Genomic DNA, 23,356 nt, shown 5'->3' on the forward strand with positions numbered 1-23,356 from the left:
GCTGACGGGTTTCCGGCAGTGGGTTGTCGAAAGCAAGGCAAGGGCAAAATGGCAGAAGAAGATGGCGTGCGGCGGCGCGATTTCATCAATATCGCCGCAGTTAGCGCGGCGGGTGTCGCTGGCGTTGGGGTTGTCGTCCCACTGGTGAGCCAGATGTCGGCATCGGCCGACGTTCTTGCGGCTTCTTCGACCGAGGTCGATATTTCCGCGATCCAGCCGGGCCAGGCCATCAAGGCCGTGTTCCGCAAGCAGCCGGTCTTCGTGCGCAATCTGACGCCCGAAGAGATCAAGGAGGCCAACAAGGTCGACGTCTCCAGCCTGCGCGATCCTGAGACGCTTGCCGAGCGTACCAAGGAAGGCAAGGAAAACTGGCTGATCACCATGGGTGTCTGCACCCACCTCGGCTGTGTGCCGCTCGGTGCCGGCGAGGGAGAGAACAAGGGTGAGTTCGGCGGTTATTTCTGCCCTTGCCACGGTTCTTCCTACGACACTGCCGCCCGTATCCGTAAGGGCCCCGCGCCCAAGAACCTCGAGGTTCCGGAATACGAATTCACCTCCGATACCGTCGTCAAGATCGGTTAAGGGCAAGCGAGAGGACAACGATCATGAGCTTTCCCTGGGCCAACGAGTACAAGCCGTCGCATCCCTTCATGAAGTGGATGGACGAGAAGCTTCCTCTTCCCCGCCTCGTCTACAATTCGGTTGGCGGCGGTTATCCGGTTCCGCGTAACCTCAACTATTTCTGGAACTTCGGGTTCCTGGCGCTGATCTGCCTGACGATCCAGATCGTCACCGGCATCGTCATGGCCATGCACTATGCGGCCAATACCGCAGTCGCTTTCGACACGATCGAGCACACCGTGCGCGACGTGAACTGGGGCTGGCTGTTCCGCTATGCGCACGCCAACGGCGCATCGGCGTTCTTCGTCGTCATCTACATCCACATCTTCCGCGGCTTCTACTACGGCTCGTACAAGGCGCCGCGCGAAATGGTGTGGCTGCTGGGCGTCGTGATCTTCCTGCTGATGATGGCCACCGCCTTCATGGGCTACGTGCTTCCCTGGGGCCAGATGAGCTTCTGGGGTGCCAAGGTCATCACTGGCCTGTTCGGCGCGATCCCGCTGGTGGGTGAACCCCTGCAGCAGTGGCTGCTCGGCGGCTTCGCTCCCGACAATGCCGCGCTGAACCGCTTCTTCTCGCTGCACTACCTGCTGCCTTTCGTGATCGTCGGGGTGGTCGTGCTGCACATCTGGGCGCTGCACATCCCGGGTTCCTCGAACCCGACCGGCGTGGAAGTGAAGACCGAGAGCGATACCGTTCCGTTCTATCCCTACTACATCGCCAAGGACGGCTGGGCCGTGGGTGCTTTCGCATTCCTCTTCGCGGCTGCGGTGTTCTTCTTCCCGAACTCGCTGGGCCACCCGGACAACTACATTCCGGCGAACCCGATGAGCACGCCGGCGCACATCGTGCCCGAATGGTACTTCTGGCCGTTCTACGCGATCCTGCGCGCCTTCACTCAGGACTTCTTCTTCATTCCTGCGAAGCTGATGGGCGTCCTCGCGATGTTCGGCGCGATCCTGGTCTGGTTCTTCCTGCCCTGGCTCGACAAGTCGCCGGTCCGTTCGGGTTCCTATCGTCCGACCTACAAGAAGTTCTTCTGGTTCGGTCTGATCCCGGCCATGGCGGTGCTGTTCTACTGCGGCGGCGCTCCGGCTGCGGAACCCTACGTGATGTTCAGCCAGATCGCTGCGTTGTACTATTTCGCGCACTTCCTGATCATTCTGCCGATCGTCTCGGCTATCGAGAAGCCGCTTCCGCTGCCCTACTCCATTACCGAGGCTGTTCTCGGCAAGGACGACGGCGCCGAACTGGCTCCGACAGCGTGATCAACAGCTAGAACGAAAGACGAAAGACATGGCACGCATTCTCTCGATCCTCGTCGGGCTGTTCTTCACGGTAGCCCTTCTCTGGTCGTTCGGCCTCGGTTTCTACACCTGGACGACCGAGCCGGCGGCAGCGACGGCCGAACACGAGTTCCACCTGCACCCGAAGAACGTACACTTCGCGAGCGATGGCCCGTTCGGCAAGTTCGACAACCAGCAGCTGCAGCGCGGCTTCCAGGTCTACAAGGAAGTCTGCTCGGCCTGCCACTCGCTGAGCCACGTCGCCTTCCGCGATCTGGAACAGCTGGGCTACAGCGAAGCTGAAGTGAAGGCGATCGCGGCCGGCTTCACCGTTCCGGGCACCGATCCGAACACCGGCGAATCCGCGATGGTTCCGGGCTCGCCGACGGATTACTTCCCGAAGCCGTTCGCCAACGACATCGCTGCCCGCGCTGCGAACAACAACGCGGTTCCGCCCGATCTCTCGCTGATGACCAAGGCGCGCCACAACGGCCCCGCCTACGTCTACTCGCTGCTGACGGGCTATCGCGATCAGCCGGCCGAGCTGCTGAAGCACTTCCCCGAAGCCAAGACCCCTCCGGGCCTGCACTACAACCCGTACTTCGCGAACCTCAACCTCGCGATGGCTCCGCCGCTCTCGGGTGACGGCCAGGTCGAGTACGGCGACGGCACGAAGTCGACGGTTGACCAGATGGCCAAGGACGTAGCGGCGTTCCTGATCTGGACCGCCGAACCGACGCTGGAAAAGCGCAAGCAGACCGGCTGGGCTGTGCTGGGCTTCCTGCTCTTCGCCACGATCCTCGGCTACATGTCGTACCGCAATATCTGGTCCGACAAGAAGCATTGAGATCGGGTCCGTTGACCTGAACGCAGGCGCCCCTGCCATCATGCGATGGCGGGGGCGCTTCGCATTTGTGCCGCCGGAGTGAGATGTGACACCTGAAGAGCTGAAGCAGCTGATCCGCACAGTTCCCGACTTTCCCAAGCCGGGGATCATGTTTCGTGACGTAACGACGTTGATCGGGCACGGCGCCGGGTTGGCAGCAGCGACCGAGATCCTTGCCGACAAGGCGCGTGACGCCGGGGCGCATGCCATTGCGGGCATCGAGGCGCGGGGTTTCATCTTCGGCGCCGCAGCGGCCGCGCGGCTGGGCGTGCCGTTCGTGCCGGTGCGCAAGCCGGGCAAGCTTCCTGTCCCGGTTCTGGCGATGGACTATGCTCTGGAGTACGGAACGGACACGCTCGAGGTCGATCCGGCCGCCGTAATCGATGGCCAGAGTGTCGTACTGATCGACGATCTCATCGCCACGGGCGGCACGGCGCACGCCGCCGTGCAACTGCTCCGCCGGGCAGGCGCGGTCGTATCGCGGGGTCTGTTCGTGATCGACCTTCCGGCACTGGGCGGCGCGGACCGCCTGCGCGGTGCCGATCTCACGGTCGATGCCATCATGGCATTCGAGGGCGACTGACCGGTCTGCGCGACGGCTTTGGCCGCGTTAGCCGCTCAGTGACTGTCGGTCTCGTTCAGGCGGGAACGGTGTCCTTGGTGCTGCCGGACTTCTTGCCGTTACCCTTCTTGTCGCTTCCCTCGCTGTCGTCGACGAGGGCCTGAACCGTCTTCGACGTGGCGACCGTGCCCAGCTCGGTCAGCGCAAAGAAATTCGCTTCGATATCGGCCAGGTCGTAGAGGTAGTTCACCATGACCCCGTGCGATTGCTTCTGCCCGTTGGGCGACAGGTCGGCATTGGCATGGACCGCCTCGAGCCGGGCCCCGTTGCCGAGGTGAAAGCGCGCGACCGGATCGGCGGGCTGATTGCCGCGGCCCTTGGCCGTAACCAGATAGCGCGCGGCCAACTGACGCAAGTCCTTTGCGCCGGGCACCTTGGCATCGGCACCGCGCTCCCTGGCGAGCCACTTGGCAAAGCCAGGCACCGGAGAAAGTGTCGCGAAAGTATCGAGGTGCGGCAGCTCCTCCTTGAGCAGCCCCACCACGCGCTTGATCAGGTGATTACCGAAGGGAATGCCCTTCAGCCCCTTCTGGCAGTTGCTGATCGAATAGAAGATCGCGCAGTTCGCCTCACGCGGATCGATCGTCTCGCGCTCTTCGGCGATGATCTGGTGGATGCCGCCGGGCAGCTGCGGTGTCAGCGCCACTTCGACGAAGATCAGCGGATCGTCGCGCATCTGCGGGTGGAAAAACCCGTAGCAGCGCCTGTCGACGGGTTCGACGCGCCGGCGCAGGTCGTCCCAGCCATGGATTTCATGCACCGCTTCGTAACGGATGATTCGCTCGAGCAGGGCTGCGGGCGAATCCCAACCGATCCGCCGCAGTTCAAGAAAACCGGCATTGAACCAGGCCGTGAACGCGCTTTCCAGCTCACGGTCGAGCGCGGCGAGGCCGGGCGAGGTGGATGCCTTGGGCACGGCCAGCAGGTCCTCGCGCATGCCGATCAGACGCTGGGTACCCTGCGGAGCGAGGTTGAGCTGATTGATCAGCTTGGCGCTCGGCGATTCGGTTGCGGCATTGAGCGCCAGCGCGGACGCTTCGTCGCGCTTCTCGTTCCACTTGGCGATCGCCTTGTCGATCGCCTTGGCATCGGCCGGATGCAGGTCGTGGACCTTGGCGAGGAAGTCCTGCCGCGCTTCGAGGTCGGTCGCCTCGTAAAGATCGAAGAACGCCGAGGCCAGTGCGGGGCCCGATGCGCGTCCGCGCAGCGAGAGCAATGCATCGGCGATGTCGAGCAGGCTCTCGCCGCTGTCCTGCCGCGGTGTGGCTACGCCGATTCCGCGCAGAAGCTTGCCCAGCCCGGAATTCATCAGCAGATCCAGGGGATTACGCCGCCTTGCGGGGGCGGAAAGCTCCTGGACGGTTGGTTGGCGTGATGCGTTCATGTGATGTGAATCCTCATCTGCTGACACCCGATGCTATCATTGCTGCATCTGCGAGAGAATACGGTAGCTTCCTTCAACATGGACTTGAGAACGCTCTTGCGCACCCCTGGCTGCCCAAAATCGTGACCGCATGGGCAAGATGCCGCCCCCGCGATCCGGAACAGGTGACTGAAATCATCCTGAAAGGATGCACCGAAATCGTCAGAGAACCGTTGACGAGCCAGTCGAAATCGTGGCAATCGGCGCCACTCGATGCGGCATCGCCGGTCATGGTCCGCGGACCTGAGCGAGCGGGTATAGCTTAGTGGTAAAGCCCCAGCCTTCCAAGCTGGTTATGCGGGTTCGATTCCCGCTACCCGCTCCAGTCGCTCTCAACATTCTGAAAATCAGCCATTTTCTTCCGATCAAGCCTCAGATTCCCACGTTTGGGTCACAAAGGTGGGTCACAACCATGCCCTCGAAACAGACGTAATCAACGAAAATCGTTCGGAAAATCGTGTCGAACAGTGGGTCACAAAGGTGGGTCACAAACGATCCATTCGCGGACTTTACCAGCGAGGGTCGATCTACCAGTTTCGCGTTCGGGTTCCTGCCGATCTGCGGAATGTAATTCCCCACAGCCATTTGAAACGATCCTTGCGAACAGGCTGCCGATCATTGGCCATTCGTCTCAGTAGGAAGGTTGCCGCCGAGATAGAGGCATTGTTCGACGAGGCTCGGCGGCGGCGGGGCCTACCCCATGATTCGCGGATATTAGGGGAAGAACCTGTTTCGAAGACTGTTGCTGAGACGATGCCGGAACGATCTGAGGCGACGGTTCGGGAGAAAGCAGGTCCCACTCTGTCGGACATCTATGGGCGGTATTTGCAGGACCCGACCAAGCGACGTTCCGATCGCACGATGTTGGCTCACCATACGACCCGGCGCGTGATCGAGAACGTGTTCGGTTCGGATAAGTTGATCGCAGATATCACGCGTGAGGATTGTCGAGAGCTTCTGGAAATCCTTCGATGGCTACCCGTCAATTTTGGGAAGAAGTTCGGCTCTATCTCGGTGCGAGAAGCCGTGGCGATCGCCAAGGCAGATACCCACATTAAGACGATCAACGCTACGAACCTGAATGCCTATATGGCTCGTTTCGCGACAATGTTGAACTGGGCCGTGGCTGAGGAGTTCATAGGACGAAATCCTGCGCGGGGCCTGCAATTGGCGGAAACCGTGCATCCGCAAGACCGTCGCCGACCATTCGAATCATGGCAGCTTCGCCGCATTTTTCAGGCCCCGATTTACACGGGATGCCGTGACGATAAGCAGGGGTATGCAATTGCGGGAAATGTAATTGCAGAGGGCGCGCGATACTGGGTTCCCCTTATCGGATTGTGGTCTGGGATGAGATTAAATGAAGCTTGCCAGTTGGATGTGGCGGACGTGCGGAACATAGAAGGGGTGCACTGCTTCGTAATCACACAGGAAAGCCTTTCAGGGACACGCGACAAGAGCCTGAAAACCAAATCAAGTGAGCGATTGGTGCCATTGCATCCGACGCTGATCGATCTAGGCTTCTTGGCATTCGTCGAACAGCGCCGGAAATGCGGCTCACTCAAGCTCTTTGATGACCTTCCAGCGGGAGTAAGGGGTTTCCGCTCGGTTGCCTTTTCGCGATGGTTTTCGAGATTTCTGGTTAGCGCTGAGGCTACGTCACCGCGAACCTGCTACCATTCATTTCGACACGGTTTCAGAGACGCTGCGCGCAACGCTCGCATTGACCGGGATATCGCCCTGCGGCTTGGTGGGTGGATCACGGGCGGCACTCATAGCGAAACCGCTGATGACTATGGGGCGGGATATCGGCCGAAAGTTCTTTATGATGCTATTTCCGCAATCGAGTATCCAGAACTTGATCTCTCCCATCTCCTAGATCGGAGAAGACTGCGAATGTGAACAGTGCCGGGTTTTTGCCTCAGGAGCCGACTTTCTGGAATAGCCGACGTTGTAGTCGTTCGACGGGCGGCTTACGCGTTCTCCATGAGCATTGATGCCAAACTGCAAATGGTTCGAATTGTCCTGCATTGGGCGTGGGACCCCATCGGCGTTCGTGGGATCGAAGGTGCCACTGACGAGTACGACATGTACGCCCCGAATGTGCTTGAAATGCTCAAGGCGAATGCGACCGGTGAGCAGATTGCCGACTATCTGACGGGTGCCGTTCGGGATCGAATGGAGCTACCGCCCAAGCCTGACAGGGATAAAGATATCGGCGAAATGCTGCGGCAACTTTACGACATTCGCCAATAACGATCCAACGCCCGCGTCCCCGACCTTGCCTTCCTACGACCAAGTTCGGCCGGTGCCGACAGCGGTCGAACGTTAACCTGAACGGCAGCGTTTCAACCTTTTAACAGAAGAGCAGCCTTTCCGGAGCCGCCGACAAAGCTGTCATTGGTTTGATCCCCATCGGTTGCTATCGGGAACTTGCTGGAGGTGGATTGCGATGGGGCCAACGGAATTTGTAAGAGCGTGCCGAAATGAGCGGGACGCTCTGCTAGAGGCTTTCACGGACCCGGCAGGGCAAACTGAAGTGTCATCACGCTTGCTAGAAGCCAATCTCACGCAAATTCAGCGGGAACTGGTAGTAGCGGCGATAGGGGTGGCTTTGACAGACACCATCTACACGCTCCTGCTCGCTCTCGACGGGGCAGCCTCTCTTGATGGCGATCAGCGGTCGTTCACCGTCACTGACGAAAGCGGCACAGTCATATCGAATGGCGATGGTCGTCTAGAGGCAGCAGCTTGGGACGCCTTTCACTCCGTTTGAGAGTGTCCGCTTGCCCCGACATAGCTGTCGTAGGCGGTCTAACGGCAGCAACGTCGGGGGAAACGGACATTGACTTCCTAGCTGGATCGTGCGGAACTCGGGCCGATGCCGCACGTCGCTCTTGCCCTTCCTGCGCTTTTCGCTGCGAGCGCGGCTTATGCAGGTCCTAGTCCCGCAGAATTCGCCAATGCCGTCGCCGAATTTACGGGCAAGTCGGTTTCCGTCACTGACATTCGTCGCCTGTCATGCAAGGGCTTCGACGAAGAACCTACTGAAGCAGAGTGCAAGTGGCAGCAGAGGAGCGAGAAGAAGTGGAAGAGCTTTTCTACTTACGTCGCCGTTGATCGAACGGGATGGCACCTAATTGACGCCCCAAGCCTGAACCGCTGATGTCCGCAATGTCGGCGGGTCCGGAAAGGCGGGTTTCCGGTTAAAAGGTTGAAACGCTGCCCTTGGTCTGAATGGTCGGCTGCTACCGACGCCGTTGCTGCCATACTGGGTGACCGCAAAGCCGGGGGGAGCAGTCGTTCAGATTTCGCGGTGCGGGAACGCCGCGCTCGGCCTGTTGTCAAAATACAATCTTGCCGCAACGAATGCGCTTCCGGCAACAGCGATGTAGAGGGCGACAAAGAAGACGTCAGGAAGAGTAGTCAACAAGAAGATGCCAAACCAAATCGGTGCGAAGAGGACCAGAAATCCGCACGTCGCCAGACCGGCAATCCAGTCACCCCGCGCTTGGTGAATGTGTTTCCTTGCTTGAGTCGTCCACAACGCAAGCAACGAAAACACATCCAGAATAAGGCTGACGAGGAAGATGGGAGAAAATTGATAAACGGGTATCCCGCTTTCCCAAACTCCCTTTAACGTGAAGATGACTACCGCAGCGGTTACGATGGTGTAGATCAGCCGGACGAAATGGCTTTTCGTGAAGACGATCAGTAAGACTGCAAGGAGACCAGCTTCGAATAATACTGCGTCGATACCACGGTCACCGTCGTGCCAAGTGAGAAGCCAATGGCCGATAGCGCCTGCAAACCATAGCGCTGCGAATAACCACAGTATGATGGGCTTCCTCAAAGTTGGTCTTCCTCAGCGTTATTCACCTACCTAGCTCCGCACCATCATGTCAGCAATATCGGCGGTTCCGGAACGCCCGGTTGCCGGTTAAAATGTTGAAATGCTGCCGTTCACCTGAATGATAGACGGCTTCTGTCGATTGCCAACCTTGTGAACAGGCTGCCGATCATTGGCCATTCGTGTCAGTCGGAAGGTTGCCGCCGAGATAGAGGCATCGTTCGAAGAGGCTCGGCGGAGGCAGGGCCTGCCCCATGATTCGCGGATATTAGGGGAAGAACCTGTTTCGAAGACTGTTGCTGACACGATGCCGGAACGATCTGAGGCGACGCCTTTTTTGCGGGCGATGGATCGAACGGCGGATGTTGGATCGCGAACTGCCGGAACCTGATCGACTGCATCTGGACGTCGGGATTTGGCGTTTGAATGGCAACAATGGGTCGGTCACCGCAGCGGCCATCCATCGCCATGATAGAGCCGCTTGCATGTGATACATTGAGCCACTCGCAGAACTCTGGTCGCCAAGTAGGCACAGCGCTGCTATCGGCTCGTCTCCCTGTATCCGGAAACGGATCTGCGGCCTTGCGTGCTACGTTCACTCGCGAGGATGAATTTCTTCGAGCGTAGATTTAAGGTGTTTAAAAGATGGCATTCGACAGGGGAAATCGCGGCAATGGCCGTGACCGGTTTGGCGGTGGTGATGACCGCTGGGGTGGTGGCAACGATCGCTTTGGCGGTGGCGGTGATCGCTTCGGCGGCGGCCAGCGTGGCGGCTTCGGTGGATCGCGCGGCGGCGGTTCGCGTGGCGGCCCGGGCCAGGTTGTCGGTCAGGGGCGCGGCACCGTGAAGTTCTTCAACCCGGACAAGGGCTTCGGCTTCATCCAGCTTGAGAGTGGCGGCGATGATGCCTTCGTGCACATCAGTGCCGTGCAGTCGGCCGGTCTTGAGACGCTGGCTGAAGGCCAGCAGCTGGAATTCCAGCTGGTCGAGCGTAACGGCAAGGTTTCCGCGTCGGATTTGTCGATCGTCGGTGAGGTCGTCGCCGCCGAACGTCGCGAACGGGCGCCGGTTCCGCGCCAGTCGACCGGCGAGAAGGCCACCGGCACGGTCAAGTTCTTCAACGGCGCCAAAGGCTTTGGCTTCATTGTGCGCGACGATGGCCAACCCGACGCGTTCGTGCACATCAGCGCCGTCGAACGCTCTGGTCTGCATGGGCTCTCCGAAGGCGATCAACTCGAATTCGAGATCGAGATCGATCGCCGCGGTAAAGCGTCTGCCGTAAACCTGGTCCAGCGCTGACGGGGATTGCCATGGCTGCCGCTGGTGGTCATGGCCTCGTCTTCGGCTTTCCGGGATCGCATCGCGATCGGCAACGGAAAGCACGCGCCATATTTGAGCGCCCTGATCCAAGCCGCTTTCGACAGAATGCCGGCAGGGGCAGGGGCTCGTGTCCTTCAGCCGTATGCCGAGCGCATCCGGCTGCGAGCGGGCCAGATTTCTCCTGGGACCGATGCCCGGCCAAATTGCTTGAACCCCAGGCCTGGGTTCGTTCAATTCTTGTCTGAAAGGTTGCTCTTCGGCGGCCATGTCAGGCGAATGCTCTGAAAACCTGGTCTTGTCCTGACGGAACGATCGTCATGAAAAGGCTCATAAGGCGATGACCGATTGCATGACTAACGACGATCGCAGCGGCGACAACGACTCACCCCTTATCGACTTTGACAATGAGTCGGTCCAGCGGTTCATCTCGCGCGCAAAGAGCAAGGGCGTCATCACGGTCAAGGAGTTGAATGCCGCCCTGCCGCAGGACCAGATGACCACCGATCAGATCGAGGACATCATGGCCGCGATCTCGGAGATGGGCGTCAAGATCATCGAGGATGATGAGGAGGAAGGCGAGCAGGAAGACGGCGCTGAGGCCGTCGATGATCGCGATGACGAGTCCGTTTCGGTTGACGAAGGCAACGCCCGGCGCCGTCCTGGCGAGACCCGCAAGACGGACACGCTCGGGCGTTCAGACGACCCGGTACGCATGTATCTGCAGGAAATGGGCGCCGCCGAGATGCTCAGCCGCGAGGGTGAAGCGGCCATCGCCAAGCGCATCGAAGCCGGCCGCGACATGATGATCATGGGGCTCTGCGAAAGCCCCATGACCTTCCATGCAATCATCGGGTGGTCCGAAGCGCTCAACAATGGCGACATGCTGCTTCGCGAAATCCTCGATCTCGACGCGATGCTCACCAAGGAGCCACAGCCCGAAAATCTGAGCGAGGACGGCGAAGCCGATGGCGAGATTTCCGCTGCCACTGCTGGTCCTTCCTTCAAGGACGATAACGACTCCGTCGAGGACAACCCGGAGGAAGTCGACGAAGACGGCAACCCGGTCCCCAAACGCGGGGCCGAAGACGATGAAGAGGACAACACCCTCTCGCTCGCCCAGATGGAAGCCGCGCTTACGCCGGAAGCGCTGGAGAAGTTCGCGCTCATCACCGAACTGTTCCGCGCCTTCGAACGCCTGCAGAGCGAGCGCCTCGACGCTCTGGCGTTGGGTATCGACTTCCCGGCTGCGAAAGAAGACCAGTACCTGCAACTGCGCGAGGATCTCACGGCGCAGGTGGAATCGGTGCAGTTCCACGCGGCCAAGATCGAGCATCTGGTCGACAACCTCTACGCCTTCAACCGCCGCCTGACCGCACTTGGCGGACAGATGCTGCGTCTGGCCGAGCGCCACAAGGTGAAGCGCGCCGATTTTCTGGAATCCTACACGGGCCGGGAACTCGATGACAACTGGGTTGCCGAAGTGGCCAGGACGGACAAGAAGTGGTCTGCCTTCGCAGAAAATGAGGCTGAACCTGCCGAGCGCATCCGGCTGGAAGTCTCGGATATTGCCACCGCCACCGGCATGGCGATCCCCGAGTTTCGCCGCATCGTCAACATGGTCCAGAAGGCGGAGCGTGAAGCGCGCATCGCCAAGAAGGAGATGGTAGAGGCAAACCTGCGCCTGGTGATCTCGATCGCCAAGAAGTACACCAACCGCGGCCTGCAGTTCCTCGACCTCATCCAGGAAGGTAACATCGGCCTGATGAAGGCAGTCGACAAGTTCCAGTACCGCCGCGGCTTCAAGTTCTCGACTTATGCGACTTGGTGGATCAGGCAGGCGATCACGCGTTCGATCGCGGATCAGGCCCGCACCATCCGCATCCCGGTCCACATGATCGAGACGATCAACAAGCTGGTGCGCACCAGCCGGCAGTTCCTCCACGAGCAGGGCCGCGAGCCGACACCCGAGGAAATGGCCGAGAAGTTGTCGATGCCGCTTGAGAAAGTGAAGCGGGTTCTGAAGATTGCCAAGGAGCCGATCTCGCTCGAAACGCCGATCGGCGACGAGGAAGATAGCAGCCTTGGCAACTTCATCCAGGACGAGAACGCCGTGATTCCGGTGGACGCAGCAATTCAGGCCAACTTGAAGGAAATGGTCACTCGCACGCTGGCTTCGCTGACGCCTCGTGAGGAGCGTGTACTCCGCATGCGTTTCGGCATCGGCATGCCAACAGACCATACGCTGGAGGAAGTCGGCCAGCAGTTCTCGGTAACGCGCGAACGTATCCGCCAGATCGAAGCGAAGGCGCTCCGCAAGCTGAAGCATCCGAGCCGTTCACGCATCATGCGAGCGTTCCTTGATTAGGTACAGGCCGCAAGCCGGCGTTGCGGATTTTGGCCGGTCATTGCCGATGTGATACCATACGCGGCTTCGATAGCCGTCTGGCCATTCCGGCTCATCGATGTTCTCGATCCGCACTCATTCGCCAGAACACGTGCGGATGGTATCGCCGTCATACACACTTCCAATGCAAAGGGACGGCGCCGCATTCACTGCGGCATCCCGGGCGAATCCTGGCCGGCCCGTTTCCCTCCCCATGTTGCCCCCCCCCAGGCCGATGAGGTTGCCTGCAACGAGGCCAAGGGTGACGAGGAGAAGCCTACCATGCCGCCTTGCGGCCCTGCGGGGAGTTCTCCGTGGTTTCGCTTGTGTCCCCAGAATTGTACGACGTTGGCCGGACGCAGTGCCCGTCCATCCGCCGTATTCGTCGGCTGGCTCGTGGGGGCAACGGCGATTAAGACTTCGCATGGAGGGATGAATGGGACGGGCGCCTGGCAGGCATTCCCACTGCGGACTCGTGGAGGCTCTTCTGCGCCCGCCCCCTTTACCGACGCTTAGACCATAATTTTGTCTGCGCCGCTGCAGATCGTCCGGTTCTGGCACCTTGCGACTATTCCCGATCTCTTTCCCAATGCTGATGGGTGAGCGGACGTGCGAGGTTCAAACATCCGCAGGAAATGGTCGATTACGGTAACTGCTTTCACCACGTCTGCGCGCTTCCCATGCCTTTTCTCGCTCACGCGCGTAAGCCTTCTTCACGCGCACCCTGCTGATACCGTACTTCTCGGCAAGCTGCCCGAAGGTCGCCCCGTCCATCACGGCAACATAGATCGCCGCGTTGCGCTCTTGCTCCGGACCCGAAGCACTTTGTTCCATCAATTCACTCCAACGGTTGGGCTGTTATGGCCCGCCTACCCATACCGGCCATTCAGAGGCAAAATTTCCGTCCTGCGATGCCAATCGGCAGCCCAAGTTCAGGTGGACAGGATCGTAGTCGTACCTTGCGATCCGGCAACATTGAGAACAGAGGGGCTTTTTGCTACTGGCTCCCGTCCCAACGCAAAGCTCCCTTTGCTCTCCGGTAAGGAGCTTGCCATCGAAATTGATCATCCAAGGATAGACATTGCCTTCCTACAAAGCACCCTCTTTTCAAGACCGTATTGCTGCAGCCGGATCGGCCAAGCAGAAGGCTTTGGATGCCCTTAGAGCCAAGCCACCTGTCGATGCAGCAACTATGGCAGAGCGCCGCCTGGTGCAGGAAGCACGGGATCGGGCGCTTGCTGCCAAACGGGCTGCCAGGATTGAGGCTATTGCCATGGCCAAAGCGGAAAAAGCCGAACGCAAAGCGACCGCTGAAGCCGCAGCAGAACTCAAAGCCGCTAGGCTTGCGCCTGCCAGCGCAGCCGAAATGAAGGCAGCACGGGATGCACGCTACGCTGCGCGCAAAGCGCGCAAGAAATAATGCATACCAGCGCGTCACCCTAACCGGCTCGACGCACTGGTATACACACCTAAGTTCAGGAGACATCGTGGCCGACCTATATCAGAAGGCATTGGAGTCGGAGCGCAGAAGCCTGTGGGCTGAATGCAGGCTGAAAGGTCTGGCAAAAGATACTCCGGCGCGTATCCGAATAGCGGAATTGGACGAACTGCTTGCGCAGCATAAGGCCAAGAAAGGCGTCCCATCACGTCCGTCCGGCTCTGATGCAAAAACGCCGTGAACGGCTACGTCAAATTTGAAACGCTCGAGGGCGATGTTGTTGCTATCAATGCGGATCGCGTCAGCTTTGTTCGACGTTACCGTGGAACCGATCAAGCCAGCGCCATCAATTTCGAAAAAGGAAACTACATCGTCGTCAAGGGGAACCTCGAAGCGGTGATGCAAGAGCTTGCCAGCGCATAATTTGATCGATTGACGAATAGCGGGAGTTTGGGAAGCGTAGAAGCCGTTGCTGTGGTCGACCAGACCCGGTCGCAGCCAAAAGATTCCCGGGATTGGCTGGGGGGTCTTTCTTGGGCGGTGTTTTCTAACCTTCTGATATAGAATTAGAAAAATTGCCGATTTGGCTTCCCGCTACCCGCTCCAACTCCTCACAATCGATCTCGAGCGCCATTTCACGCGCTTGGCTTTGTCCCGTTGGTGCCGAGTAACGCACCTCACGTGGCCACGCGGAGACGAAGGCTGCGGGCCTGGATGCAAGGACCGCAGCCAGTGGCCGTTACTGTCCCTTGTCCGGTCCGCCGGCAAACCATGCCGGGACTTCGATGCCCATCTCCTGAGCGCGTTCGCGGGCGGTGGTCTGCATTTCCGTGCGGATGCGGTTGCGCTCCTCGAGACTGTTCGCGGCCCGCATGCGGTTGTGGAATTGCAGCCGTTCCTGCTCGGTCAGGATCTTCGAGAGATAGTAGCCGTCGCGCATGCCCGAGCCGGGGCGCTGCGGGCCGAAGGGCGCCGAAACGCCGAGATCGCCAGCGCGCTGGCGGATCGTGTTCTGGTATTCGGACCGGATCGCGTTGCGTTCCTGTGCCGTGTTCGCGCTGCGCATGCGGGCATGGAACTGCATGCGCTCCTGATCGCTTAGCAGCTGCCAGCTCGCCATCTGGCCGACGACCGCCTGGTCCACATGGATGCGATCGCGGTCGCGCAGGCGATCCTGGTCGCCGGTGCCGTCGCGCAGCCGGTCCTGGTCTCGATCGCGATCCTGATCCTGATCACCGGTATTGTCGCGAAGCCGATCCTGATCGCGCATGCGGTCCATCGTTCCGGGACTCGTCGGCGTCGGCATGGCCTGGCCACCGGGGCCGCCGCCCATTCCGCCACCGCCACCGGAGCCACGCTGGGCTAGGGCGGGCGCGGCAAGGCTGCCCAGGGCCGCTGCGGCCATCAGGGCGGTGATTGTGCGAGCTGTCGAAGAATTGGCCTTCATCTTCCTTACTCCTCCTCAAAGCACCTCTGAAGTCTTCTGCGTTCAGTCCTCCGGCCGCTGAACCTGCGGACCGATGCGGGCAATCACATCGCGCGCATCGAAAGCGCGCACGTTTTCGGCCGGCATGGCGCCACGGCCCATGCGGATTTCCGCAGTCGCCTCGAAACGTTCGATTGTCCGGGTCTGCGCACGGCTCGCCCAGAACGGGTCGCCGTAATAGGGATACCAGCTGTTCCACCCTGTGCCCGGCGCGTAATAGCGCCAGTACGGCCGCCAGTAGGCATAGTCGGATGCAAACCACGGATCGTAGCGCGGATCGGGATAGGTATCGCGGTCGACCTGGTGTTCGACTTCGCGGTCGACGATCACGAACCAGTCGTAGCCCTGCTCGACAGTCAGTTCCGCCGAGCGGTAGAGCAGGTACGATTCCACGGTCTCGCGCGAGGTCAGGCGGTTGCCCGAAAACGTCACCCGGTAGTCGCCCGTGGCGAGGCGTTCGTCGGAAAATCCGCCGGCGGCCCGGTTGGATGTCGATACGGGCTGGTATGGTGTGCTGCCCGTGGTGCTGCAGCCTGCGATGGCCAGCGACAGCGCCATCATTCCTGCAGCAAGGAAAGTTCGTTTGCCGTTTTGCATGAACACCCTCCTTGCGGGGCTCGGAAATGCCCCGAGTCGTAAATTATCGTTTTCTTATGTAGCTTCCCAAGCTGACAGTTGCTTGACCGGGATCAGGGCCCTGCCTCCAAAAGAGAAGGAGCCGGATTTCTCCGGCTCCTTCCCGTTTTTTGCGGCTCTTGCCCGGGCTTACATGCCCGAACCCGGACCGTAGGTGATCTCCACCCGGCGGTTCTGCAATTCGCGAACACCGTCGGCCGTGGGCACGCGCGGGTTGCTTTCGCCGAACGCCTGGCTGGAGATGGCATCGTCGGGGATGCCCTTCCCGTTCAGGTAGGTGCGGACCGAGGCATTGCGCCGCTGCGACAGGCCCATGTTGTACTGCTCGGTGCCCGAGCGGTCGGTGTAGCCGGCCAGCATGATCGGCACATTGTCGCAGTTGCCGTAGGCCGAAACCGCACTGTCGAGAACGGTAGCGGCTTCCGCCGTGATGTCCGACTTATCCCAGTCGAAGAACACGATGTACGGACCCGTGTTGCAGACCACTTCCGGAGCCGGTGGCGGCGGAGGGGGTGGAGGCGGTGGAGGCGGAGGGGGCGGCGGAGGTGGGGGAGGCGGCGGTGCCACTTCCTTGCCTCCGAACCGGACCACGAGGCTGCCGTAGAAGGTGTTATCCTTCAGTTCGCTCGAGAACCGGCCCTGATAGCCGATCCGGCCGGTGACTTTGTCGCCGAGCACGGCGGCCAGGCTGAAGCCGGCCATGACCGAGTCCTTGTCCGTCACCGGCGAGAGGACAGTGAAGTCGCTGCCCGCTGGGGCGTCGGCGAAGTAGCCCGTCGAGCGGAAGAAGCCGTCGCCGTCGTCATGACGGTACATGACCTTGGCTTCGGGGATCACCGCGCCCAGCTTGCCGGCCCACTTCAGGCCCGCCAGGAACGAGGTCTGCTTCTCGGTCTGGTTGTCGAAGCCCAGGTTGGCGCCGGGAACACCGGATTCGACGAAGGACTTCATCTTCACACTGGTGTGGTCGACCGCCGCGAAAGGCGTCAGCCACGTCGCGCCGAGCGGGACGCGGACACCGGCTTCTCCGTAGAACGAAGCGACGCGGTAGTCCGGTTTGCCCGAGAGCGTGCCGGCGGTCGACAGGATGCCCACCGTGCGGGTGCTGTCGCCGTTGAGCGAGGCATAGCTGCCGTTCGCCCGCAGGTAGACCGTACCGTTGTCGAAGCCGAGCAGACCGCCGATCTGCAGGCCGTCAGCCTTGATGTGGCCGCCGTAGCGGTCGAAGCTGGCGGTTGCCTTGCGGTAGCCGCCGAAGGCACCGAAGGTGAAGTGGCCGACGGTGTAGTCGAGACCGAGCAGGGCGAAGGTGTTGCCTGCATCGTAACCCGGTGCATTGCCGTCCGGATCGACGGCGGCATCGTTGTAGCCGCCTAGCGCCCAGACCCTGAGGCCGCCATCGGGCTCGCGGCAGGTTTCGATACCCTTCACGCTGATCGCACAGTCCATCTGGTCGGAGACCAGCGAGTCGATCTGCAGGCTGCCGTTGCGGACACTCTGCAGATAGCCGGCGTACATGTCGCCGGAGAGCTGCTCGAGCGCGGTCGGATAGGCATCCGGCCCCAGTTCGAACAGATTGGCGAGCAGGGTGCCGAACGGCGCTGCCTGATCGGGATCGTAGACCGCCTCGATCCCGTCGCCGGTAGCCTTCTGGTTGAAGGTCAGGCCCGAAACCGCTCCGAAGGGAACGCGGGTGATCGTCAGATCGACGGTGGCATCGGTGTCGTAGACCACGCCCGGCGTCAGCAGCGGCGAACCGGTGCTGGTCGCGACGCTGGAGAACGTCCCGTCGAGCGTGTCGGCGGCGACGATGTTGTCGTACTGGTAGACGTCACCGTAGAGCCCGTTCGGCGTGGATAGGTCGAGCATGAGATCGCCCGCCAGGCTGACGTCGGGTGCGTTGATCGTCGGATAGGCCGATTGCGCCACGGCCGGGAACTGGCTGGTTGGCAGTTGCAGCACCAGCGTGCCGCCGCTTGCCAGCGTGAAGTCCGCGACGTTGACTATTGCCGGGCCGTCGTATGCCGTGTTGCTCCACGGCATATCCGCCATGTACAGCGTGCCGCCGCTCAGGACGGAGAGCGAGCCGACATAGTTGCCCGCAGGTACGGCAGCGGTCATGACCGTCGCGTCGGCGGCAGCCGAATCGACCATGACCGGTTCGACATAGGGATTGATCGTGCCGTCGAGCAAGGTCGTTCCGTTCGATACGGTCATCGTATCGTCTGCGGACAGCAAGACATCGCCGTAGATGCCGCCATTACCCGTGAACTGCAGGTCGGAGCGGTTCGGCGCGTAGCTGAGGTCGATGGCATTGCCATGCTGCCACGTCTCGCCGCTGTCCGTGCTGGTACGCGCGATGATCCAGCCGCCATCGTTGACGAGCGTGAACACGTCATCTTCGGTCGGTTCGATCGGTGAGTACAAGAAGTCCTGGACCAGAATGCCGTAAGCCTGCGAGTAGCCGTCATTCGTGATCGCGCTGGCCATGATCGTGCCACTGTTGGTCAGCGTGGCGTTGTTGACGGCCGACTGCATGTAGATGCCGGCAGAGGTTGCGTAGGCGGGGACCGAATAGTCGGTCGCCACTGCTTCTCCGTCGGTGGCCACATAGGGAGAGCCGATCGCGCTTGCGGTCGCGCTCAACATGCCCTCGTTGACGATCGTGCCGGTGATGGCGTTGGTCGCGGCCTCTTGCCAGACGACCGGTTCTTCGTCCTCGCCGCCGCCATGGCCGTTCTGGCCATTGCCGTTCTCGCTGCCGCCGTGGCCGTGGCCTTCCTCGTCTTCCTCGACGACGACGGTCGGATCCCAGGTGGCGGAGAGTTCCATGCCGACCGCCAGGGCATAGGCGTAGTAGTCGGAAGTGGCACTCGCGGAGGTTGTGAAGGTCCCGCTGTTGGCGAAGGCCACGTTGACCGGCTCACCCCAGGCGCGATAGGCGAAGGCTTCCGCATCGGCGTACCCGGAATTCGGGTCCGAACTGGCGGTTGCCGCGGCAGCCACGTTCACCGTGCCCGAGTTGTCGAACCCGAACACGCCGCCGCCGCCGTCGCCGAGGCCGAACAGTTCCTGCTCGATGCCCACGACATCGCTTTCGGCATAGCCGTACATGCCATTGGCTGTCGCTGTGCCCGAAACAGTCACGTCACCGCTGTTGGAGAACAGCGTCTCGCCGTAACCCGACATTTCCGATTCCTGGAGGATACCGGACAGGATGCTGGTGAAGGCAAAGGCGGAGCCGGTGGAGTTCGCTTCCGACGTGCCGACAATCGAAATCGAACCGGTGTTGTCGAGTGTGGCTATGCCCGTGCGGCCCACGAAGCTCTCGGGCCCGCCTGCTTCCGCCGTCTGGACGATCGAGCCGTCCATGTTGGTGGTAGCGTAAGAGCCGGCGGTGTCCTCGTCAGTGCTTTCGGCCGTGCTGGTAGCCGACGAACTGGCACCGATCGCGATCGCGCCGTCGTTGACCATGTTGATGGCGATGGTCGCATCGTCTGCGCCGCTACCTTGGGCCTTCATCACGATGGCGCCGTTGGTGACGGCACCGGAATAGGCGTACCAGTAGCCGCTCGACAGGGCATTGGCGTTGACGAGCAGGGTGCCGTCGGCACTGTTGGTGAACTCGGTCGTGGCTGAATCGACACCAACGCCGTTGGTTGCGGCGCGGATGTGGATCAGGCCGTGTTCGCCGCCACCTGCCTCTGCCGTCGACCAGGCACCGTCGGTTGCACTGGTGCTTGTCGCTGACGCCGAAAAGTCCAGTAGGCCGTTGTTGGTCAGCGACGTGAAGGTTGTGGCATCGCCGGCACCGTTGCCCTGCGCGCGCATGAAGATCGCTTCTTCGAGGATCGCCTGCGCATCGCTCCAGGACGTGTTGGAAGTGGCATCGGCCGTCGAACTGGCGGTATAGGTGCCGTCGTTGACCTGGGTCACCGTGGCCGACCCATCACCGCCACCTTCGACAGTGGCTTCCTGATGCAGGCCGCCGATCAGTTCGGAACGTGCCAATGCACTTGTGGTCTGGGTGCCGTCATTGGTGGCATCGGCGCTGGCACTGGACGAGATGGTCAGCGTGCCGCCATTGATCAGCGTTGCCGAGACATTTGTGTTGGGTGCGCTTACCACCTGTGAGACGGCATCGGTGATCGTGGCCATCGCGTGAACGAAAGCAGCGTTGCTGTCGGGCATCGTTGCGACGGCGCTGGCCGCGATCGTCACATTGCCCTGGTTTTCCAGATAGAGGTCGGGCACGAAGCCTTCACCCTCGCCTGACTGGTGCTGCCAGAATGCACCGTTAGCCGGCGTGTCGATCGTTGCGGTCGCCGTCGGCGAGCCGACGGCACTGACGCCGCTGGCAACCACTTCGTCTGCCGTGACAGTATAGACGGGGGCGAGATCATCGCCCGGCGATGTGGTCGTGGTCTGGTCTGCCAGAGCCGGCATCGCCACGCAAAGCGCGGCAAGCGAGACGCTGACGGTCAAGCCGCTTCTCGTGAAACTTACTTTTTTCATATAGGTTTGCCTCCCTCGGTTCCCTGACCCTCGCTTCTCTTTCCGAGTCGACTCGTGGTCAGATGAGAACCTTCTAATATTACGACGGCATGTCGAATTTGACGACCGTCAACGGGGCGCAAAAAACTTGTTAAATTTTTGAAGACGCTGGCTGCGGCCATGGTCGTCAGCCGCGTTCCACGCAGGTATCAAGGGCGATAAAGGGGATTCGAGGGCGTGACGGAAAGCGAAGATCAAGCCGAAACCATCGCCTTTCTTTGCCGTGCAAAGGCATATGGCGTTGCCGATACAGTCAAACGCATCGACACGCATGCGGCCGTCGTATTCCTGGCTGGCGAATATGCTTTCAAGCTCAAGCGGGCTGTGCGCTATCCCTACCTCGACTTCTCCACGGTGGACCGGCGCAGGGCGGTCTGCGAGGCGGAGTTGAAACTCAACCGCCGCACCGCGCCCGACATCTATCTCGAGGTTCGGTGTGTCGGGCGGATGTCCGATGGGAGCCTTGCGCTGGGCGCGGGAGAGCCTGTCGACTGGGTCGTGGTCATGCGCCGCTTCCCGCCGGAATGCCTGCTGGAAGCGATGGCAAAGGAAGGGCCGCTGGCGCCCGATCTGCTACGCGATCTGGCGGATGGTATCGCGGCATTCCACGATGATGCGGAAGTCGTGCCTTGCGCGGGTGCCGATCGTGTCCGCAGCGTGATCGATGGCAACCGCGCGAGCATGGATGCCTTGTCGGACGGCCTCCTGCCCAAGGAGGATTGCGCCCGGCTGCACGAGGGTAGCCGGGCCCTGATGGAGGACCTGTCGTCGCTGCTCGACGCGAGAGCGCGGAGCGGTCATGTGCGGCATTGTCATGGCGACCTGCACCTCGCCAATATCTGTCTGTGGAAGGGAAAACCGACGCTCTTCGACTGTCTGGAGTTCGATCCGGAACTGGCAACAACGGATGTGCTCTACGATCTGGCTTTCCTGATCATGGATCTGTGGCAGCGCGGTCTGCATGAAGAGGCCTCGCTGGTCTTCAACCGCTACTGCGACATGCGTGCCGAAAACGATGGATTGGCGGCAATGCCGCTGTTTCTCTCGATGCGCGCGGCCGTGCGGGCGCATGTCGGCGCAAGCGCAGCGGGCCGTCAGGAGAGCGCCGCCGGTTTTGATGCCAAGATCGGGGAGGCGCGCGGTTATCTCTCGGCAGCCCTTGCCTTTCTCGACCGGCCAGTACCGCGGCTCGTCGCGGTCGGCGGGTTGAGCGGGACCGGCAAGTCGACATTGGCCGGGCGGCTGGCTGCGCATCTGGGCGGAGCGCCAGGCGCGCGATGGCTGCGCAGCGACGTGCTGCGCAAGCGGATAGCCGGGGTCTCGCCGGAAGACCGGTTGTCTGCCGATGCCTACACGCGCGAGCATAGCGAAGCGGTCTATCGGCGGCTTGGCGAAGAAGCGTGCATGGCGCTCGCAGCGGGTGCGACGGTGCTTGTCGATGCCGTCTTTGCCGATCCGGCGGAGCGTGCGGCCATGGCCGCCGTTGCAGCGAACAACGGCGTGCCTTTCAAGGGCCTTTGGCTGGAGGCCGATCCGGCGGTCCTGCGCGAACGGGTAGGGGCAAGAACCGGCGATGCATCCGATGCCGATGCCGCAGTGGTCGATCGTCAGCTGGACTATGCGCTCGGCGACTTGTCCGACTGGCATCGCGTCGATGCCGGCGGTACGCCCGATGCGACGCTGGCCGCTGCGCGCCGGGATATCGAACCGGGCTCCTGACGCGGCCGGGCCGCAAGGGAGCGCATGGCAGCCAGATACTTTCTGGCTGCGCATTCGATCGTGAAGGTCTCCGCGTAGCTGCGCGATGCAGCATCAAGGCGAGGGATACGACCTGCCTTGCCGATGGCTGCTGCAAGCGCGCTGACATCGCCCACGGGAACGAGAACGCCGCGTGATCCATGGCCGAGCAATGTCTTCATGCTGCTTGAACAGTCGGTGGCGATCACCGGCAGCCCCGCCGCAATCGCTTCGATGGCGACGGCGGGCACGCCTTCGTAGTCGGATGACATGAGCAGGAAATCGGCGCGCCGGTAAAAGGGATCGGGGTCCACGACATGTCCTGCGAACGTGACCCGGTCCTGCATCGCCAGGGCCGCGACGAGGGCCTCGAGTTTCCCCCTTTCGGCGCCGTCGCCGACGATGGTGAGTGTGTCGCTGGCATGCGAACCGCCGACAAAGGCCCTGATCAGCAGCGGTAGATTCTTCTGGCGCGCCAGTCGTCCCACCGCGAGGAACCGCAGCCCCCGATGCAAGGGAGCTGCCTGCTCGCGTGGGATGCCGCTCAGCTTGGCAAATCGCTCGGCTGTGAGCGCAGGGTCGCAAATGGTGACGACGCGATCGGGCGTGATACCCAGCGTTTCGACGATCTCGCGATTCATCGGCCCGGCAAGCGCCACGAAACGGTCGAGCATCGCCCGCTGCACCTTCAGCCAGAGATGGTAGAGGTGGCGGTATCCGGGCGGCAGGTCGCACCGGTAGAGGTCGTTGCTGATCTTCACCAGCACCGGCGGGCAGCGGCGGCGTATCAGCAGGCGCATGACTACGCAGACGACCGCGTACGTATTCCCGGCGCAGAACACGACATCGGTGTCCTCGCGCCGGAGGTAGCGGAACAGGCACCACATCATCCAGAGCGTTTCGAAGGCGGCGGTGGAGATGCGGCTCGGCAGGCTCCAGTAGTCGAGGTCGCACGGCGCGCGGGACCTGTCTGCGCCCTCGTCCCGGCCCAGCACGACGCGGACATCGTGGCCGGCAGCGCGCCAGGCACTGGCGAGATTGAGAGCCACTCTCTCGACGCCGCCGGGTTCGAAGCTGTGGATGGGGATCGCGATGCGCAAGGGAGCGGGCATGA

20 protein-coding genes and 1 tRNA gene are annotated in these 23,356 nt (G+C 61.4%); 14 read left to right on the forward strand and 7 right to left on the reverse strand.

The genetic code is table 11. From position 1 onward, the window contains the following. Nucleotides 1-48 precede the first annotated feature (48 nt). The 4 genes from petA to IEX64_RS03670 all read left to right on the forward strand — a co-directional run bounded on the left by petA (nucleotide 49) and on the right by IEX64_RS03670 (nucleotide 3,376). Nucleotides 49-582, forward strand: coding sequence for a ubiquinol-cytochrome c reductase iron-sulfur subunit (petA, locus tag IEX64_RS03655; protein WP_188818328.1), 534 nt, complete (start codon nucleotides 49-51; stop codon nucleotides 580-582). Nucleotides 583-605: 23 nt separating this feature from the next. Continuing rightward, nucleotides 606-1,889, forward strand: coding sequence for a cytochrome b (locus IEX64_RS03660; RefSeq protein WP_188818329.1), 1,284 nt, complete (start codon nucleotides 606-608; stop codon nucleotides 1,887-1,889). A 28-nt stretch (nucleotides 1,890-1,917) separates the two neighbouring features. Then, nucleotides 1,918-2,754, forward strand: a complete 837-nt coding sequence (locus IEX64_RS03665; protein ID WP_188818330.1) for a cytochrome c1 — start codon at nucleotides 1,918-1,920, stop codon at nucleotides 2,752-2,754. A gap of 85 nt (nucleotides 2,755-2,839) precedes the next feature. Then, the gene (locus IEX64_RS03670) at nucleotides 2,840-3,376 is read left to right on the forward strand and encodes an adenine phosphoribosyltransferase (RefSeq protein WP_188818331.1); all 537 of its coding nucleotides are present in this window, start codon (nucleotides 2,840-2,842) and stop codon (nucleotides 3,374-3,376) included. A 55-nt stretch (nucleotides 3,377-3,431) separates the two neighbouring features. On the opposite strand, the gene IEX64_RS03675 is transcribed toward IEX64_RS03670, so the two are convergent. Beyond that, nucleotides 3,432-4,799 carry a malonyl-CoA decarboxylase gene (locus tag IEX64_RS03675; RefSeq protein WP_188818332.1) on the reverse strand — a complete coding sequence of 456 codons (1,368 nt, stop codon included), beginning with the start codon at nucleotides 4,797-4,799 and terminating at the stop codon, nucleotides 3,432-3,434. A 290-nt stretch (nucleotides 4,800-5,089) separates the two neighbouring features. On the opposite strand from IEX64_RS03675, the gene IEX64_RS03680 reads away from it, so the two are divergent. The 4 genes from IEX64_RS03680 (at nucleotide 5,090) to IEX64_RS03695 (ending at nucleotide 8,004) form a co-directional block, all read left to right on the forward strand. Beyond that, nucleotides 5,090-5,163: transfer RNA gene (locus IEX64_RS03680), tRNA-Gly, on the forward strand. Between the two features lie 155 nt (nucleotides 5,164-5,318). Beyond that, complete coding sequence (locus IEX64_RS03685) at nucleotides 5,319-6,740, forward strand: DUF6538 domain-containing protein (RefSeq protein WP_308422584.1); 1,422 nt, start codon at nucleotides 5,319-5,321, stop codon at nucleotides 6,738-6,740. 84 nt (nucleotides 6,741-6,824) lie between these two features. Next, nucleotides 6,825-7,094 (forward strand): hypothetical protein, encoded by a 270-nt coding sequence (locus IEX64_RS03690; RefSeq protein WP_188818334.1) that lies wholly within the window; start codon nucleotides 6,825-6,827, stop codon nucleotides 7,092-7,094. Nucleotides 7,095-7,719: 625 nt separating this feature from the next. Further along, complete coding sequence (locus tag IEX64_RS03695; protein WP_188818335.1) at nucleotides 7,720-8,004, forward strand: hypothetical protein; 285 nt, start codon at nucleotides 7,720-7,722, stop codon at nucleotides 8,002-8,004. A 138-nt stretch (nucleotides 8,005-8,142) separates the two neighbouring features. Here the strand turns inward: IEX64_RS03695 and IEX64_RS03700 are convergent, their stop codons facing one another. Beyond that, complete coding sequence (locus tag IEX64_RS03700; protein ID WP_188818336.1) at nucleotides 8,143-8,691, reverse strand: hypothetical protein; 549 nt, start codon at nucleotides 8,689-8,691, stop codon at nucleotides 8,143-8,145. Nucleotides 8,692-9,333: 642 nt separating this feature from the next. On the opposite strand from IEX64_RS03700, the gene IEX64_RS24685 reads away from it, so the two are divergent. Both IEX64_RS24685 and rpoD read left to right on the forward strand, forming a co-directional pair. Beyond that, a complete protein-coding gene (locus tag IEX64_RS24685; RefSeq protein WP_188818337.1) occupies nucleotides 9,334-9,987 on the forward strand; it encodes a cold-shock protein in 654 nt (217 codons plus the stop codon). 370 nt (nucleotides 9,988-10,357) lie between these two features. After that, nucleotides 10,358-12,373 carry an RNA polymerase sigma factor RpoD gene (rpoD, locus tag IEX64_RS03710; RefSeq protein ID WP_188818338.1) on the forward strand — a complete coding sequence of 672 codons (2,016 nt, stop codon included), beginning with the start codon at nucleotides 10,358-10,360 and terminating at the stop codon, nucleotides 12,371-12,373. A 636-nt stretch (nucleotides 12,374-13,009) separates the two neighbouring features. On the opposite strand, the gene IEX64_RS03715 is transcribed toward rpoD, so the two are convergent. Then, the gene (locus tag IEX64_RS03715; RefSeq protein WP_188818339.1) at nucleotides 13,010-13,225 is read right to left on the reverse strand and encodes a hypothetical protein; all 216 of its coding nucleotides are present in this window, start codon (nucleotides 13,223-13,225) and stop codon (nucleotides 13,010-13,012) included. Nucleotides 13,226-13,472: 247 nt separating this feature from the next. Between IEX64_RS03715 and IEX64_RS03720 the strand changes: the two genes are divergently transcribed. The 3 genes from IEX64_RS03720 (at nucleotide 13,473) to IEX64_RS03730 (ending at nucleotide 14,252) form a co-directional block, all read left to right on the forward strand. Continuing rightward, a complete protein-coding gene (locus IEX64_RS03720) occupies nucleotides 13,473-13,811 on the forward strand; it encodes a DUF6481 family protein (RefSeq protein WP_188818340.1) in 339 nt (112 codons plus the stop codon). A 67-nt stretch (nucleotides 13,812-13,878) separates the two neighbouring features. Then, a complete protein-coding gene (locus IEX64_RS03725) occupies nucleotides 13,879-14,070 on the forward strand; it encodes a hypothetical protein (protein ID WP_188818341.1) in 192 nt (63 codons plus the stop codon). Continuing rightward, nucleotides 14,067-14,252, forward strand: coding sequence for a hypothetical protein (locus IEX64_RS03730; RefSeq protein WP_188818342.1), 186 nt, complete (start codon nucleotides 14,067-14,069; stop codon nucleotides 14,250-14,252). The genes IEX64_RS03725 and IEX64_RS03730 overlap by 4 nt, the downstream gene beginning before the upstream one ends. 316 nt (nucleotides 14,253-14,568) lie before the next feature. On the opposite strand, the gene IEX64_RS03735 is transcribed toward IEX64_RS03730, so the two are convergent. The 3 genes from IEX64_RS03735 to IEX64_RS24690 form a co-directional block, all read right to left on the reverse strand. Continuing rightward, on the reverse strand, nucleotides 14,569-15,276 hold the full coding sequence (locus IEX64_RS03735; RefSeq protein WP_188818343.1) for a hypothetical protein: 708 nt from the start codon (nucleotides 15,274-15,276) through the stop codon (nucleotides 14,569-14,571). Between the two features lie 42 nt (nucleotides 15,277-15,318). Further along, on the reverse strand, nucleotides 15,319-15,912 hold the full coding sequence (locus tag IEX64_RS03740; RefSeq protein WP_188818344.1) for a CC0125/CC1285 family lipoprotein: 594 nt from the start codon (nucleotides 15,910-15,912) through the stop codon (nucleotides 15,319-15,321). A 168-nt stretch (nucleotides 15,913-16,080) separates the two neighbouring features. Next, nucleotides 16,081-20,466 carry an autotransporter domain-containing protein gene (locus tag IEX64_RS24690; RefSeq protein ID WP_373290125.1) on the reverse strand — a complete coding sequence of 1,462 codons (4,386 nt, stop codon included), beginning with the start codon at nucleotides 20,464-20,466 and terminating at the stop codon, nucleotides 16,081-16,083. A gap of 216 nt (nucleotides 20,467-20,682) precedes the next feature. Here IEX64_RS24690 and IEX64_RS03750 point away from each other — a divergent pair, with 216 nt between their 5' ends. After that, complete coding sequence (locus IEX64_RS03750) at nucleotides 20,683-22,224, forward strand: bifunctional aminoglycoside phosphotransferase/ATP-binding protein (protein ID WP_188818346.1); 1,542 nt, start codon at nucleotides 20,683-20,685, stop codon at nucleotides 22,222-22,224. Here the strand turns inward: IEX64_RS03750 and IEX64_RS03755 are convergent. Further along, the gene (locus IEX64_RS03755; protein ID WP_188818347.1) at nucleotides 22,122-23,354 is read right to left on the reverse strand and encodes a glycosyltransferase; all 1,233 of its coding nucleotides are present in this window, start codon (nucleotides 23,352-23,354) and stop codon (nucleotides 22,122-22,124) included. The two genes, IEX64_RS03750 and IEX64_RS03755, sit on opposite strands and share 103 nt — an antisense overlap. Between the last annotated feature and the right edge of the window lie 2 nt (nucleotides 23,355-23,356).

Origin of the sequence: Novosphingobium indicum (genome assembly GCF_014645195.1) — a bacterium.
In the GTDB taxonomy this organism is placed as follows: domain Bacteria; phylum Pseudomonadota; class Alphaproteobacteria; order Sphingomonadales; family Sphingomonadaceae; genus Novosphingobium; species Novosphingobium indicum.

What these genes read in the sequence shown, in the direction of transcription:
- IEX64_RS24685 (WP_188818337.1), top strand. Translation starts at nt 9,334, where the DNA reads ATGGCATTCGACAGGGGAAATCGCGGCAATGGCCGTGACCGGTTTGGC.
- IEX64_RS03755 (WP_188818347.1), bottom strand. Translation starts at nt 23,354, where the DNA reads ATGCCCGCTCCCTTGCGCATCGCGATCCCCATCCACAGCTTCGAACCC.
- IEX64_RS03675 (WP_188818332.1), bottom strand. Translation starts at nt 4,799, where the DNA reads ATGAACGCATCACGCCAACCAACCGTCCAGGAGCTTTCCGCCCCCGCA.
- rpoD (WP_188818338.1), top strand. Translation starts at nt 10,358, where the DNA reads ATGACTAACGACGATCGCAGCGGCGACAACGACTCACCCCTTATCGAC.
- IEX64_RS03660 (WP_188818329.1), top strand. Translation starts at nt 606, where the DNA reads ATGAGCTTTCCCTGGGCCAACGAGTACAAGCCGTCGCATCCCTTCATG.
- IEX64_RS03690 (WP_188818334.1), top strand. Translation starts at nt 6,825, where the DNA reads ATGAGCATTGATGCCAAACTGCAAATGGTTCGAATTGTCCTGCATTGG.
- IEX64_RS03735 (WP_188818343.1), bottom strand. Translation starts at nt 15,276, where the DNA reads ATGAAGGCCAATTCTTCGACAGCTCGCACAATCACCGCCCTGATGGCC.
- IEX64_RS03665 (WP_188818330.1), top strand. Translation starts at nt 1,918, where the DNA reads ATGGCACGCATTCTCTCGATCCTCGTCGGGCTGTTCTTCACGGTAGCC.
- IEX64_RS03695 (WP_188818335.1), top strand. Translation starts at nt 7,720, where the DNA reads ATGCCGCACGTCGCTCTTGCCCTTCCTGCGCTTTTCGCTGCGAGCGCG.
- IEX64_RS03715 (WP_188818339.1), bottom strand. Translation starts at nt 13,225, where the DNA reads ATGGAACAAAGTGCTTCGGGTCCGGAGCAAGAGCGCAACGCGGCGATC.
- petA (WP_188818328.1), top strand. Translation starts at nt 49, where the DNA reads ATGGCAGAAGAAGATGGCGTGCGGCGGCGCGATTTCATCAATATCGCC.
- IEX64_RS03740 (WP_188818344.1), bottom strand. Translation starts at nt 15,912, where the DNA reads ATGCAAAACGGCAAACGAACTTTCCTTGCTGCAGGAATGATGGCGCTG.
- IEX64_RS24690 (WP_373290125.1), bottom strand. Translation starts at nt 20,466, where the DNA reads ATGAAAAAAGTAAGTTTCACGAGAAGCGGCTTGACCGTCAGCGTCTCG.